General features: G+C 64.9%; 14 protein-coding genes and 1 riboswitch. Of the genes, 9 read left to right on the forward strand and 5 right to left on the reverse strand.

Annotation, left to right across the window (positions count from 1 at the left end; genetic code table 11):
• Positions 1–74 precede the first annotated feature (74 nt).
• From AC1DZ5_RS18000 to AC1DZ5_RS18040, 9 genes are all read left to right on the forward strand, one after another.
• Positions 75–1898, forward strand: a complete 1824-nt coding sequence (locus AC1DZ5_RS18000; RefSeq protein WP_477891543.1) for a DUF1800 domain-containing protein — start codon at positions 75–77, stop codon at positions 1896–1898.
• An 8-nt stretch (positions 1899–1906) separates the two neighbouring features.
• Positions 1907–3385 (forward strand): DUF1501 domain-containing protein, encoded by a 1479-nt coding sequence (locus AC1DZ5_RS18005; RefSeq protein WP_477891545.1) that lies wholly within the window; start codon positions 1907–1909, stop codon positions 3383–3385.
• 4 nt (positions 3386–3389) lie between these two features.
• Positions 3390–4508, forward strand: a complete 1119-nt coding sequence (locus tag AC1DZ5_RS18010; protein ID WP_477891547.1) for a saccharopine dehydrogenase family protein — start codon at positions 3390–3392, stop codon at positions 4506–4508.
• A gap of 3 nt (positions 4509–4511) precedes the next feature.
• Positions 4512–4877, forward strand: a complete 366-nt coding sequence (locus AC1DZ5_RS18015) for a DoxX-like family protein (protein WP_477891549.1) — start codon at positions 4512–4514, stop codon at positions 4875–4877.
• Positions 4874–5350, forward strand: coding sequence for a DUF2269 family protein (locus AC1DZ5_RS18020; RefSeq protein ID WP_477891551.1), 477 nt, complete (start codon positions 4874–4876; stop codon positions 5348–5350). Before AC1DZ5_RS18015 ends, AC1DZ5_RS18020 begins: the two co-directional genes overlap by 4 nt.
• Before the next feature lie 41 nt (positions 5351–5391).
• Positions 5392–5484, forward strand: a riboswitch (TPP riboswitch).
• A 60-nt stretch (positions 5485–5544) separates the two neighbouring features.
• Positions 5545–6576 (forward strand): thiamine ABC transporter substrate-binding protein, encoded by a 1032-nt coding sequence (locus AC1DZ5_RS18025; RefSeq protein WP_477891553.1) that lies wholly within the window; start codon positions 5545–5547, stop codon positions 6574–6576.
• Positions 6577–6607: 31 nt separating this feature from the next.
• On the forward strand, positions 6608–8188 hold the full coding sequence (locus tag AC1DZ5_RS18030) for an ABC transporter permease (protein ID WP_477891555.1): 1581 nt from the start codon (positions 6608–6610) through the stop codon (positions 8186–8188).
• Positions 8181–8849 carry an ABC transporter ATP-binding protein gene (locus AC1DZ5_RS18035; RefSeq protein ID WP_477891557.1) on the forward strand — a complete coding sequence of 223 codons (669 nt, stop codon included), beginning with the start codon at positions 8181–8183 and terminating at the stop codon, positions 8847–8849. The genes AC1DZ5_RS18030 and AC1DZ5_RS18035 overlap by 8 nt, the downstream gene beginning before the upstream one ends.
• Before the next feature lie 97 nt (positions 8850–8946).
• Positions 8947–9696 (forward strand): PEP-CTERM sorting domain-containing protein, encoded by a 750-nt coding sequence (locus tag AC1DZ5_RS18040; RefSeq protein ID WP_477891559.1) that lies wholly within the window; start codon positions 8947–8949, stop codon positions 9694–9696.
• Between the two features lie 58 nt (positions 9697–9754).
• Here the strand turns inward: AC1DZ5_RS18040 and AC1DZ5_RS18045 are convergent, their stop codons facing one another.
• Genes AC1DZ5_RS18045 through AC1DZ5_RS18065 form a run of 5 tightly spaced genes read right to left on the reverse strand, consistent with a single transcriptional unit; the run spans position 9755 to position 14623 of the window.
• Entirely contained in the window at positions 9755–10591 is an 837-nt protein-coding gene (locus AC1DZ5_RS18045) for a substrate-binding periplasmic protein (protein WP_477891561.1), read from the reverse strand.
• A gap of 45 nt (positions 10592–10636) precedes the next feature.
• Positions 10637–11311, reverse strand: coding sequence for an ABC transporter ATP-binding protein (locus AC1DZ5_RS18050; protein ID WP_477891563.1), 675 nt, complete (start codon positions 11309–11311; stop codon positions 10637–10639).
• The gene (miaA, locus tag AC1DZ5_RS18055; protein WP_477891565.1) at positions 11308–12282 is read right to left on the reverse strand and encodes a tRNA (adenosine(37)-N6)-dimethylallyltransferase MiaA; all 975 of its coding nucleotides are present in this window, start codon (positions 12280–12282) and stop codon (positions 11308–11310) included. Before miaA ends, AC1DZ5_RS18050 begins: the two co-directional genes overlap by 4 nt.
• A complete protein-coding gene (locus AC1DZ5_RS18060) occupies positions 12279–13694 on the reverse strand; it encodes an MATE family efflux transporter (RefSeq protein ID WP_477891567.1) in 1416 nt (471 codons plus the stop codon). The genes miaA and AC1DZ5_RS18060 overlap by 4 nt, the downstream gene beginning before the upstream one ends.
• 35 nt (positions 13695–13729) lie before the next feature.
• On the reverse strand, positions 13730–14623 hold the full coding sequence (locus tag AC1DZ5_RS18065; protein WP_477891569.1) for a DMT family transporter: 894 nt from the start codon (positions 14621–14623) through the stop codon (positions 13730–13732).
• Between the last annotated feature and the right edge of the window lie 14 nt (positions 14624–14637).

The raw sequence follows: 14637 nt of genomic DNA on the forward strand, positions 1-14637 counted from the left end.
GCTTCACACAGCGTTGACACAAGCTTGGTTACCATGGCGCGGTTGTGCGGCCACCGGCCGCCATGGAATGTCCCATGACCGAAGATTCGCTCAAAGATTCCGCAGCCGTTGACACGGCCGCTGCCAACTCCCCCCAGTGGGCCAAGCACGCGGCACTGGCTGGGCTCAGCGCCTTGCTGGCGGCCTGCGCCGCACCAGGTGCACGCTTTGGCCGTGGCGTACCGCTGCAGCGGCCCAGCCAGCACTACACCGATGCGAGCACACCCGAAGCGGCCGCCCGCTTTTTGCTGCAAGCACAGTTCTCGGCGTCGGACGCCGAGATTGCCGCGGTGCAAAAACAGGGCTATGCCGACTGGCTGGCCCAGCAGTTTGCCACGCCGCTGGGCCAAACCGGCTGGGACTGGTTGAACGCGCGCGGCTACGGCACCATTGCCAACGACACGCGCTACTTTGACCACTTCTACCCCGGCGACTACATGATCTGGAACCAGCTCATGACTGCGCCCGATGCCGTGCGCAAGCGGCTGGCGTTGGCACTCTCGGAGTTCTTCGTGGTGTCGCTCACGGGGCTGGACCTGGCTTGGCGCAGCCACGCCATGGCCTACTACTGGGACACGCTGGTGCAGCACGCGCTGGGCAACTTCCGCGACTTGCTCGAAGAGGTGTCGCTGAGCCCCGCCATGGGCCACTACCTCAACACCAAGGGCAACCAGAAAGAAAACCCCGCCACGGGCCGCGTGCCTGACGAGAACTATGCGCGCGAGGTCATGCAGCTGTTCTCCATTGGCCTGTACCAGCTCAATCCCGATGGCAGCGAAAAGCTCAACGCCACTGGCGCGCGGATCGAAACCTATGTACAAAACGACGTGAGTCAGCTGGCCCGCGTGTTCACCGGCTACGACTTTGACCAGCGCCAAAACGTGGTGACGCCGTTTGACCCCGAAGGTAAGCGCAAGGTGGGTAACACCAACTTTGCCAGGCAGCGCATGTCGCTCACGGCCAATCGGCACTCCGACCTGCCGGCGCAGTTCTTGGGCGTGAGCATTCCCGCCAACACACCGGGCCCGCAGGCGCTGAAGATTGCGCTGGATACGCTGTTCAACCACCCCAACGTCGGCCCCTTTTTCGGCAAGCAAATGATTCAGCGCCTGGTCACCAGCAACCCCAGCCCGGCCTATGTGGCGCGGGTGTCGGCCGTGTTTGCCGATAACGGCGCCGGCGTGCGCGGCGACCTGCGTGCGGTGTTCGCCGCCATCCTGCTGGACGACGAGGCGCGCAGCCCCACGGGGCTGCAGCAGGCCCAGTTTGGCCGCCTGCGCGAGCCCATGCTGCGTTTTGTTCAATGGGGGCGCACCTTTGGTGTCACGTCGGCCCAGGGCAGCTGGAAGATTAACGACCTGAGCAACCCCGCCACCCAGCTGGGCCAAAGCCCGCTGCGTTCGCCTTCGGTGTTCAACTTCTTCCGCCCCGGCTATGTGCCGCCGTCCACCCAAATGGCCAGCACCGGTGCGATGGCACCGGAATTCCAGATCGTGACCGAGAGCAGTGTGGCGGGCTACCTGAACTTCATGCAGAACGTGATCCGCAATGGCATCTACGTGAATGACCCGGACTTGCCCAACAACATCAACAACTCCAGAAATCCGAAGAACGGCTACGACATCAAGGCCAGCTACAGCACCGAGCTGGCGCTGGCTGCGGACGCCAAAGCTTTGGTAGCACGCCTGAACCTGCTGCTGTGCGCGGGGCAACTGCCAGCAGTGCTGCAAGGGCAGATGGTGACCGCGCTCAACGCTATGCCGCTAACCGCCACCAGCCCGCCCGACAAGCGGTTGGACCGCGTGGCCGCGGCGGTGTTCCTGGCCATGGCGGCACCCCAGTACCTGGTTCAAAAATAGGAGCCCCCATGGACTTCCTGCAACTTCCTCCCCACAGCCGCCGCGCCTTCCTCAAGCGTGCCGGCCAGTTGGCCCTGTCGGGCACCGCCTTGCCCATGGCCATGAACCTGGCTGCCCTGGGCGAAGCCGCCGCGGCCGGTGCCAACGACTACAAGGCCTTGGTGTGCGTGTTCCTCTACGGGGGCAACGACTACGCCAACACCGTGGTCACCTATGACGAGCCCAGCTATGCGCAGTACGCCACGGTGCGCGGCGGCGCAGGTGAGGCCGGTGGCGGCATTGCGCTGGCGCGGGCAGACCTGGAGCGCACACTGCTCAAGCCGAGCACGCCGTTGGCCGGTGGCCGGCAGTACGCGTTGCATCCGTCTATGACCGGGCTGGCCGACCTGTTCAACGCGGGCAAGGCGGCGGTGCAGTTCAACGTGGGCCCGCTGGTGGTGCCGCTCACACGCGAGCAGTACAACAGCCCGGACCGCAAGACCTACCCGCTGCCCCCCAAGCTGTTCTCGCACAACGACCAGCAGTCCATCTGGCAGTCGTCTTCGCCTGAGGGCTCCACCGTGGGCTGGGGCGGCCACCTGGGCGACATGGCCATGGCGAGCAACGAGAAGTCGCTGTTCACCTGCGTGTCGGTCACCGGCAACGCCGTGTTCTTGTCGGGCGACGCAGCCCTGCAGTACCAGGTCAGCACCGGTGGTGCGGTGCGCGTGCGCGGTGCCACCGATGGCGCGGTGTACGGATCGTCCGCAGTGAAGAATTTGCTCTCCAGCATGATCTCTCAGCCCAGCGGCCACATGCTGGAAAACGAATACGTGCGCATTACCCAGCGTGCGCGTGAGGCTGAGGTGCACATTTCATCTGCCTTGGCAGAAAGCCAGGCAGGCGCCACGGGTAGCCCGCTGGCCACCGAGTTCCCCACCCAGAATCCGTTGGCTGATCAGCTCAAGATGGTGGCCCGTTTGATCAAGGGCCGATCGGTGCTGGGCAGTAAGCGCCAGGTGTTTCTGGTGTCGCTGGGTGGGTTCGACCTGCATGACAACCTCATCGCCCAGCAGCCCGTGTTGCTGGGCCGGGTGAGCGATGCCATGACCGCGTTCTACAAGGCTACCGAAGAGCTGGGCCTGAGCGACAGCGTGACCACGTTTACTGCGTCCGACTTTGGCCGCACGCTCACCTCCAATGGTGACGGCTCTGACCACGGCTGGGGCGGTCACCACATCGTGGTCGGCGGCGCGGTCAAAGGGCAGGCCTTTTACGGCGCACCGCCCCCCGTCAGCGTGGGCAACACGGCAGCCCCGCAAGACCAGTGGCACGTAGGCCAGGGCCGCCTGCTACCCAGTACCTCGGTCGACCAGTACGCCGCCACACTGGCGCGCTGGTTTGGCGTGGGGCCCAAAGAGATGCTCACCATCCTGCCTAACCTGCGCCATTTTGGCGACATAGCCAAGCGGCCGGACTATCCGGTGAACCTCGGTTTTCTGGGCTGACCGTATGCGCGTGCTGGTGCTGGGCGGCTACGGGAACTTTGGTGCGCGCATCTGCCGGGCGCTGGTGGCAGATGCGTCTATCGATCTGCTGGTGGGTGGGCGGGACGCAACGCGGGCGTCCGCCTTTGCCGCGGAGTTGAACCGGTCCCATGGTGGCCAGGCCAGCGGTGTGGCCGTGGACTGGCAGAGCTCGCATTTTTCGCAAGCCTTGCGCGGGCATGGGGTGGAACTACTGATTCACACGGCGGGCCCATTTCAGGGGCAAAACTATGCGGTGGCGCAGGCGTGCGCGCAGGCTGGTGCGCACTACATCGACCTGGCCGATGGTCGGCGCTTTGTGTGCGACTTTGCACAGGCCATGCAAGCGCCATTCGCTGCGGCCGACCGCGTGGCCATCAGTGGCGCCAGTACCGTGCCCGCGCTGTCCTCTGCCGTGGTGGATTTTTTGTGCCATAGGTGGCAACGTGTTGACAGCATCGACATCTGCATTGCGCCCGCCCAGACAGCGCCGCGTGGTGTGGCCACGCTGGAGGCCGTGCTGAGCTATTGCGGGGTGCCGGTGCAGGTTTGGCGCAAAGGGCAGTGGCAGTCAGAGATCGGTTGGGCCCATCCGCAGCGGGTGGAGTTTCAGCGCCTGAAGGCCCGGCTGGGCGCGGTGTGTGACATCCCGGATCTGGAGCTGTTTCCCGCGCACTACCAAGTGCAGGGCCGCACAGTGTTTCGCGCGGCGTTGGAGGTGGGCTTGTCCCAGCGGGCGTTTGCGGTCTTGGCCTGGTTGCGTCAACACGGCTGGCTGAAGAATCCGTCTTCTTTGGCGGGGCTGCTGAACGCAGGTGCCAAGCTGTTCGACCCCCTGGGTTCTGCGCTGGGCGGTATGGTGGTGCGCGTAGCAGGCTTGAACACCGACGGCGCACCGACCAAGCGCGCCTGGCATATCGCCGCCGACAACGACCACGGCCCCGAAATCCCCTGCATGGCCGCCATCCTGCTGGCCCGACGTCTGGCCGCGGGCGAGGCCATGCCACCCGGAGCCCGACCCTGCGTGGGCCTGCATGCCCTCAGCGAATTCACCCCCGAGTTCGCCAAGTGGGGCATGGTGACGGATGTGGTGGAAGAGGGTTGATCCATGGAGCACGGTGAGTCGCGCTGGCTGCGCTACAGCCTGGTTTTTGTGTGGCTGGCCACGGCGCTGGTCAGTGTGCAGGAGTTGCATGGTCAAAGCCGGGCGCTGCTGGTGGCCAGTGGGGTGAGCGACCTGCGCGTGGCTGATGCCCTGGTGTGGGCGGGGGCCGCAGTGGATGCCCTGCTGGGGCTGCTCTTGCTGGTGTGGCCGGTGCGGCGTGTCTACGGCCTGGCCTTGTTGGTGATGCTGGGCATGACGGTGGTGGCGACGGTGATGCTGCCTGCACTGTGGCTGCATCCGCTGGGCCCCCTGACCAAAAACGTGCCTATCGCGGTGGTGTTGTGGATGTTGATGCGGAGGTCGCAGTGAGTCTGTATTTGTTTCTGAAGTGGGTGCACATCTTGTCCAGCGTGGTGCTGGTGGGCACCGGGTTTGGCACGGCGTTTTTCTTCTTTTTTGCCAACCGCAGTGGAGTCGTGGCTGCGCAGGCCGTGGTGTCGCGCCTGGTGGTGCGAGCGGACATGTGGTTCACGTCGCCCGCCGTGGTGATCCAACCGGTCACGGGCCTGTGGATGGCCTACCTGGCTGGCTACCCCTGGACCACACCGTGGCTGCTGCTAACGGTTGCGCTCTATCTGTTCACTGGCGCCTGCTGGACGCCCGTGGTGGCACTGCAACTGCGCATGGCGGATATGGCGAAGACCGCGCATGAAAAGAACGAACCCTTGCCGGAGATGTACTGGCAGTACGCGCGCCGCTGGGAGGCGCTGGGCTATCCCGCATTCATCGCCATGCTGGTAGTGTTCTATCTCATGGTGGCCAAGCCAGCCTTGTGGGCTTAGGCCTGCGCAGGTGCCTCAACGACCCAAAAGCCTACAATCCACGCTTCCACCGGGGGTGTCCTGCCAGGACTGAGAAATACCCCATGTACCTGATCTGGGTTATGCCAGCGTAGGAAGTGTGAGAAGCCTGTTTCCCTTTGCGGGTGCCGGTTTTTGATGCGACCCGAGGCTGGCGCATTGAAAGAGAGCACACCATGCAACACGGGATTTTTTCCTTTCTGAAGACCACGCTGGGCGCAGCCCTGCTGACTGCGGGTCTTACCGCCGCCCACGCTGCCGACCTGCGCGTACTCACCCACAGCTCCTTCACCGTGCCCAAGCCCCTGCTGGCGCAGTTTGAAAAAGACAACGACGTGAAGCTGCGCATCACCAAGGCTGGTGACGCTGGCGAGATGCTCAACAAGCTCATCCTCACCAAGGCCAATCCGATTGCCGATGTGGTCTACGGCATCGATAACGCGCTGGCGCCCAAGGCCCTGGCGGCCGACGTGCTGGACAGCTACGCCGGAGCCGCTGCCAGCCGCAAGCCCGCCGCTGAGCTGCCCGCACCGCTGGTGCCCGTGGACTACGGCTTTGTGACGCTCAACTACGACAAAGCCTGGTTTGCCAAGAACGGCGTGGCCATACCCAAGGCGTTGGAAGACCTGGCCCAGCCCGCATATGCCAAATTGCTTGTCGTGCAAAACCCCGCAACCAGCAGCCCCGGCTATGCGTTCCTGTTGGCCACCATAGGCGCCATGGGTGAAGACAAGGCCTTTGACTTCTGGGCCAAGCTGCGCGCCAACGGCCTGAAAGTGGCCAAGGGCTGGAGCGAGGCCTACTACACCGAGTTCAGCCAGAACGGCGGCAAGCACCCCATCGTGGTGAGCTACTCCGCCAGCCCAGCGGCTGAGGTGTTCTACGCCAAGACCAAGTTGGCCGAGCCACCCACCGCATCGCTGAGCCTGCCCGGCGCCGTGTTCCGCCAAGTGGAAGGCGTGGCGCTGGTGAAGGGCGGCAAGGAGCGTGCGGCGGCCGAGAAGTTCGTCGAATTCCTGCGTTCGCCCGCGGTGCAGCAGGGTATGCAAACCGAGATGTGGATGTACCCCACAGAAGCCGGTGTGGCCAAGTCCGACGCTTTCAAGTTCGCGCCTGAACCCACCGCCTTCCACGCGCCCAGCGATGCCGACATTGCCGCCAAGGGCGCCGAATGGGTGGCGCGCTGGACCAAGGTGGTGCTGAAGTAAATCCCCGCAACGCAAGTCTGCAGGCTTGATCATGCAAAGCCGCAACCCGGCGCAGCCCTGGGCGGCTTGGGTGCTGCCTGTGCTGCCCTTGGTGTTCTTGCTAGTGGTGCTGGTAGCGCCTGCGCTGCGCCTGCTGGTGGAAGGTGGGCGTGGCGATGCCGGTGTGGGCACCTTGCTGGCGCCGTGGCTAGACCCGTACCTGCGCTGGCGCATGGCCTGGTCGTTCTGGCAGGCCACCATCACCTGCATCGCCTCTCTTATCCTCGGCTTGCCCATGGCCTGGGTGCTGGCGCGGTTTGATTTCCCGGGTCGCACGCTGATCCTGCGCGGGCTCATGCTGCCCTTTGTCGTGCCCACGCTGGTGGCGGCCATGGGGGTGTTGGCGCTGCTGGGGCCGCAGGGCCTGCTGGTCCGTTTCGGTGGGCCGGACTTGCAAGACACGCCCTGGCTGCTGCTCTACGGCAACTTGTTTTTCAACCTCTGCGTGGTGGTGCGTGCGGGCGCGGACGCGCTGGGGCAGGTGAGTGCCTCGCGCGTGGCCGCGGCGCGCACGCTGGGCGCTACGCCCTGGCGCGCTTTCTGGCGCGTGGAGTGGCCGGCCATTGCGCCTTGGCTGGCCTCGGCGCTGTGTTTGGTGTTCCTCTATTGCTTTGCAGGCTTTGGCCTGGCGTTGGTGCTGGGCGGGCAAGACTACGCCACGGCCGAGGTGGAGATTTACACCCTGGTGGCGCACGAGCTGCAGTTGCAGCAGGCCGGTGTGCTGGCAGTGTGGATGCTGCTGCTGACCGCGCTGGTGGCGCTGGCCTACGCCGCCATCGAACGCCGCCTGGCTGCGCCCGGCCGCGCCGATCGCGTGCCGCGCGTGCAGCCTCAGGGTGCGGTGCAATGGATCGCGGTGCTCGCCATGGTCGCGGTCTACATGCTGATTTGTGCGCTACCCCTCGTCGCCATTGTGCAAGGCGCTATGAATTCAGGAGCGGAAGCATGGGCCGTACTGCTGGAAGACGACACGCTGGCTGCGCTGTACAACACCGCGCGCTTCACCGCATTGTCTTTGCTGCTGGCCACGTTGCTGGGCCTCGCGCATGCGCTGGCGGCGCGGCGCGTGCTGTGGCTGCGGGCGCTGGTGTTCTTGCCCTTTATGGTGTCGCCGGTGATGGTGGCGTTTGGCTTGCTGCTGCTGTACCCCGCGTGGACCGGCAGCTTCAGCCTGCTGGTGGCGGCCTATGCCTTGCTGGCGTATCCGTTTGTCGCCAAGTCCATCGCCTCGGCGCTGGACAGCCTGCCAGAGCACTACCTGGACGCCGCACGCAGCCTGGGCGCCAGCCCCTGGCGCGCCTTTGTGCGCGTCACGCTGCCGCTGCTGGCGCCTGCGCTGCGCCGCGGCATGGCGTTTGCTGCGGCTACGGCGGTGGGCGAGTTTGCGGTCACGCTGTTTTTGTCGCGCCCCGAATGGGCCACACTCACCACCCTGATCTACCAGCACCTGGGCCGTCCCGGTGCGGCCAACCGCAGCGCCGCGCTGGTGCTGGCCTGTGTGCTCATGGGGCTGGCATTGCTGGCCTTTGTGCTGATTGAAACCAAGCCCTCTGAGGATCGCGACCATGCTTGAGCTGCAGGCCATCTGCAAACACTGGCAGCCCTATGCCCCCCGGCACGCCGCGCCACGCCCGCTACTGCAAGACCTGGCGCTGCAGGTGCGCCCTGGCGAAACGGCGGCGCTTTTGGGGCCGTCTGGCAGTGGCAAGAGCACGCTACTCAAGATCGTGGCCGGGCTGGAGCCGCCCGAAAGCGGGCGTGTGTTATTTGCCGGCCAGGACATCACACACACCCCGCCCGAGCGGCGCGGCTTTGCGCTGATGTTCCAGGACTTTGCGCTGTTCCCGCACTTGAACGTGCAAGACAACGTGGCCTTCGGTCTGGTGGAGCAGGGCCGGCGCAAGGCGGATGCCCGCGCGCAGGCCGTGGTCATGCTGGAGCGCTTTGGCCTGCAGGCATACGCCAAATCGAAGGTGTGGCAACTCTCGGGCGGTGAGCAGCAGCGTGTGGCGCTGGCGCGTGCGCTGATCACCCAGCCGCGCGTGCTATTGCTGGACGAACCTTTCTCGGCGCTGGACGCCGAGCTGCGTCTGCAACTGCGCCAGGAGTTTGTGCAGCGCATTGCCGAGTTCCAGATGGCAACGATTTTGGTGACCCACGACGAAACTGAAGCGCGCGCCATGGGCACACGCGGCTACCGGCTGGTGGACGGGGCGCTGGCACCGCAGTGGTGACAGAGAATGTGGCGGCCTAGTCCGATTGGCCTATCGCCAGAACCTGTAAATATGTGTAACGTACAGTTACATATAAAACCACTTGATCGCAGGGACCATGAACACCTCTTTTCTCAAAACCACCGCCGTGGCCCTGTTGGCTGCCGGCTTGAGCTTTGGCGCTGCGGCGTCCAACCCCACCAACACCAACAACACGCTGTACGGTGTGAACTTCGGTGCGGGCAGCAGCTACAGCACCACTTTTCTGGGCGGTGTGACGGCCAATTTCAACGCGTTGGTGGGTACCTCGGCCGCCAAGTTCACCACCAAGGCCGGCCAGGGTGGCTACCAGGGCATGGGCGTTTCGCCTTTCACAGGCAGCGAACGCACCTCGGGCGAGATTGACATCGGCGAGTCCATCGTGGGCAGCTTTTCCAGCGGCATCAAGGTCACCAGCTTCACGCTGGGCCTGTTGTTTGACGGCCCCGAGTACAGCGACGTGAACGAAGTGGCCAAGATCAGTGTGACCTTTGCCAACAATTCCGTGGCGTCGTTCACCCTGAAGGCCACCGGCATCAACACCGCCATCTGGTCGGGCAGCAATGGCTCGGTACTCAACCTCAGCGCTGCGTCTGACGGCCAAGGTGGCGCCTGGAAGGTGAGCAACCCCTTCGGCAATGCGCTGGTCAAATCGATTGCGTTTGGAGCCGTGGCCGGTGTCAAAGGCACTGCCGGCGGTGCAGGCACCAACCAGTCTGACTACACGCTGATCAGCGTGAGCGCGGTGCCAGAACCCGAGACCTACGCCTTGATGCTCGCCGGTCTGGCCGCTATCGGTGTGGTGGCACGCCGCAAAAAACGGGCTTGATACGCTTGGGCCAGTTCTTCTGGCACAGATAAGAAAACGGCCCTTGCAAGGGCCGTTTTTATTTGGCGTCGCGCGGCTTGATGCTCTCTTTGAGCACGTTGGCCGGGTAGTAGGTTTGAAAGCTCTTCCACACGGCGCCCGACTGTGATGCGCGGTTCAGGATGGTCAGCAGCGTGGCCATATCTTCTTTGCTGAGCGCGGCCCTAGACAGGTAGACACCGCTCTCGCCCCAGGGCAGTTCGTTGATGGGCTCCAGCCGCAGCTTGTCGGCCAAGTCGCTCACGCGCGGGTCGTCCTGGATGGCGCCGGTAAAGATGTTCGGCGCCATGATGGTCACGTCGCCAGGGTTGGCCTTGAGCACGCGGGCCACCGCAATCGGATCGGACTCCAGCAGTAGGCGGTTTTGCCTGGCCAGCGCCTCCATCAGTTCTTGGTAGGGCACGCCGTAGTCAAAGCCGCGCACCAGTACCACGCGGGTGTCCTTGCGTTCCAGCAGTTCGTAGGCGGTTTTGAGCGGGGGGCGCTTGCTGTCAATCGAGATGACGGTGGCCCGGCTGCGGATCAGTGGCACAAAGATGCCGAGCTCATCGCGCCGTGGCGTTTTACTGGCCGGAATGAGCAGGTCGGCCTTGCCAGTTTCAAACATGAGTTCCTGGCGGGCGCGAGGCACGGCGGTGAGGACGAATTCGCAGCCCTCTTTGGTCAGGGACTGCAGAAGCTCTGGGTAAATGCCGGTGATCTCGTTGTCGGCAATCATCACGCTTTGCCCCGTGGCCGACATGGGTACGTTCATCGGGCGGCTGCAACCTGCCTGTGCAGCAGCAGTGGCCAGCGCGCAGAGGGCTGGTATCAGCAGGGCGCGGAACGGTGTGTTTACAAGGCGGTGTTTCACCATGCAAACCAGTCTAGCGTAAGCGTCGCGGTCTGTGTTGCCAACTGCTCAGTGGCGGGGCGTAGTGGTGGCTGTTTGTGGCGCTATGCCGTCAGCGCGCAGGTGCAGCACGCGGTCGGCCTGGGCCGTGGCGGCCAGCGAATGGGTGACCAGCACCAGCGCCGTGCCATGCTGGCGCGTTTGCGCCACCAGCGCGTCCATCACCTTGGCGGCTGTGGTCGGGTCCAGGTTGCCGGTGGGTTCATCCGCCAGCAGCAGGGCGGGCTGGTGTACCAGCGCACGCGCAATGGCCACACGCTGCAACTGCCCGCCGCTGAGCTGCTGCGGCAGGCGTGCGCCCAAGCCGCCCAGGCCCACGGCTTCTAGCAGCGCCTCGACCCGCGCCGGGTCGGGCCGGTTCAGCAACAGCAAGGGCAGCGCCACGTTTTGCGCCACGTCCAGATGCGGAAGCACGTGGAAGGCCTGGAACACAAAGCCCACGGCCTCACGACGCAGCAGGGCGCGTGCGTCGTCGTTCAATGCAGCAAGGTCCTGCCCGGCCAGCTGCACGCTGCCGCTGTCCCAGTGGTCCAGTCCGGCCATGCAGTTCAGCAGCGTGGACTTGCCCACGCCTGATTCGCCCACGATGGCGACAAACTCGCCGGGTGCCACATCCAGCGAGACATTGGCAAACACGGGCGTGCTGCCGTAGTGCTTGCTTAGGTTCTGGACGCGCAGGGTCATGGGACGGCTTGCTTTGCCAACGTGGCGTCCACCAACGCCAGCACTTGCGCCAGCGCATCGGGTGCATCCGCAGCCACCACTTGCCGCTGCGGCATGGAGCGCAGCCAGGTGATTTGCCGCTTGGCCAGCTGGCGGGTGGCGAAGATGCCTTTGTCGCGCAGCTCGGCCAGGGGCCACAGGCCGTCCAGTGCCTCCCAGGCCTGGCGGTAGCCCACGCAGCGCACGCTGGGCAGGTCCAGATGCAAATCACCACGCGCGCGCAGGGCTTGCACCTCGTCCATAAAACCTTGGGCCAGCATGGCGTCAAAGCGCTGGGCAATGCGGCCGTGCAACCAGGCGCGGTCTGCCGGCTCCAAGGAAATTAGGGCTCTAGCCCGCGTGGAATCTGCGCGAGCAGCTTCTGTTTTGATAGCAGATGTGGCCGCATGAAAGTGCGACAGCGGCAGGCCTGAGATGCGGTACACCTCCAGCGCGCGCTGGATGCGCTGGCTGTCGGCCGGGGCCAGGCGGGCTGCAGTGATGGGATCGACCAAGGCCAGCTCCGCATGCATGGCGGGCCAGCCTTTGGCCGTGGCCTCGGCGTCCAGCGCGGCACGTACCTCGGGGTTGGCGGCGGGCATGTCATCTATCCCGTCGAACAGGGCCTTGAAGTACAGCATGGTGCCGCCCACCAGCAGTGGCAGCTTGCCGCGTGCGGCAATATCGGTGATGAGCGCCTGCGCATCGCGCACAAACTCCGCGGCGCTGTAGGCGTTCAGCGGATCGCGAATGTCGATCAGGTGGTGCGGCACAGCGGCCAGTTCGGTCGCGCTGGGCTTGGCCGTGCCAATGTCCATGCCGCGGAATACCAGCGCCGAGTCCACGCTGATGATCTCGCAGGGGTGCCGCTTGGCAATCGCCAGCGCGGCGGCTGTCTTGCCGCTGGCGGTGGGGCCGGCCAGGCAAATGTGAAAGGGCAGGGGCGTGCTCATGCGCTGCGGGCCTGCCGGGGAAGGTGGTCCAGCGCCACCTTGCGCAGCAGCAACACCAGGCCCACGGCGGCCACCGTCAGGCCCACCACCAGCGCGATCCAGAAGCCCTGCGCGCCCATAGCCTGGGCGGGGTGCCAGGGCAGCCACTGCGGGGCCAGGCCCAGCACACAACCCAGCGGCAGCGAGAACACCCAGAAGGCAGTCAGATGAATGACCATGGGTGCGCGTGTGACCTTGTAGCCGCGGATGGCGCAGCTGATGACCACCTGTGCGGAGTCGGACAGCTGGAACACCGCAGCAAAGAACAGCAGGTGGGCGGCCAGCGCGGCCACCGCGGGGTCATTGGTATAGGCCCCGGCAATCTGGTGCGCAAACAGCGCGATGCCTATGGCTGACGCTAATCCGAAACCCAAGCCCGCATTCACGCCCACCCACGCCCGAAAGCGCGCGGCCACCGGGTCGCCCGCGCCCAGCGACTGGCCCACGCGCGTGAGCAGGGCAATGCCCAGGCTCAGCGGCACCATGAACACGAGTGAGGTGAAGTTCAGCGCGATCTGGTGCGAGGCCACCTCACGGCTGCCAAACCCGGCAATCAGCAGGGCGATGAGGCCAAACGCGCTGGTCTCGGCAAAGTAGGTCACGCCAATGGGAAAGCCCAGCTTCCAAAGCGCGCTAAGCTTTTCGGGGTGCGGCCATTCCCATTGGCCAAAGGGCCAGGTGCTGCGGTAGGCCGGTGCGAAGCGCATCCACAGCAGCAGGCCCAGAAAGTTGAGCCACACGCACAGCAGCGTGGCCCAGGCACAACCCAGGCCGCCCAGGCGGGGGAACGGACCAGTGCCGAACACCAGCAACCAGTTCACCAGCACATTCAGCCCCAGCGCGGCCAGCGACATGACCATGATGGGTTTGGTCTGGTTCAGGCTGGCGCTGTAGCCGTAGAGCACGCGGTAGCAGGTGAAGGCTGGCAGGCCAAAGCTGATGATGAAAACAAAGCCGCTGGCCACCTCGCGCACATGGGGCTCGATGTCCATGTGGTCAAACACCTGCGCCGCCACATTCACCAGCACCATGGCGCACAGGCCCACGCCCAGCGCCTTCCAAAGGCCCTGGCGCACTAGGTGCGGCACCTTGTCAAATTCCTTGGCACCCACGTGGTGGGCCACCAGGGGCGCGACCGACATCATTAGCCCCATGAGGGTGATGATGGTGATGTTCCAGATGGACACGCCCAGCGAGATGCCGGCCAGGTCGTGCGCGGAGGCATGGCCCGCCATGGCCACGTCCACCACCGACATGCCCACGTTGGCCAGCTGCCCGATCAGGATGGGCCAGGCCAGCTGCCACAGGGCGAGCAGTTCAGTGCGGGCGCGGGTCGTGCGGCTGGGGGGTGTGAGAGGGGAGGCAAGGGTCATCGGCCTGCCATTCTACGAGTGCACCTGGGCCGCACTCAGGGCTTGGCGTCGACCAAATCCAGCCAGCGCTGCAGTGGGTTGAAGCCCGTGATGAGGGCACTGGCCACCAGCACCAGCGCGCCGCCGATCAGCAGGCCACTGCCCAGCTCTTCACCCAGAAAGAGATGGCCCCACAGCACACCAAACACCGGAATCATGAAGATCGGGCTCATGGCGGCCACGGGGGTGACGTGGCGCATGATGCGCAGGTGCGCCCAGTAGGCCAGGCCCGAAGTCACGATGCCCATGACCGCTGCCGCCAGCAGAGCGGCTGGCGTAAAGCGCGCCTGCGGCAAGCTGTAGGCCGCACCGGGCAGCAGCATGAGCAACGACAGCACGTGGATGCCAGCCGCAATTTGCAGCGGCTGCATGTAGCCCACGGCCCGCTTGGTAATGGGGGTGGAAAAACCGTAGCAGGCCGATGCAAGCACACAGGCCAGCACCGCCAGCATCACCCGCAAGGAAAGCTGCACCGGCCCCAGGCTGACGATGAAAGCCACCCCCGCAAAACCGCACACGCAGCCCAGCACCTTGCGCGTGGTGATGGTGTCCTCGCCCATGCGGGCGGAGGCAAACATGCCAAAGATCACCGCGGTGGAATTCAGCAGCGCGCTATAGCCCGCGGGCAACTGCAGCCCGGCCCAGGCAAAGAGCAAAAATGGCACTGCCACCGACAGCGCACCGATGACGGCCAGCGTGCGCCAGTGCTGCCAGGCCCAGGGCTGGCGCATGGCACGCATCAGGACCGCCAGTGTGGCCGTGGCCAGACTCACCCGCAGCAGCGCCAGCACATTGGGGCCAAACACGGGGCTGGCGATGCGGATAAAAAGGAAGGAGGCGCCCCATAGGGCCGAGAGCACAACCAGTTGTGCGAAGTATTTGGTTTTCATGGATGGGTCATTGT

Source organism: Rhodoferax sp. P1_F3, from assembly GCF_056405715.1.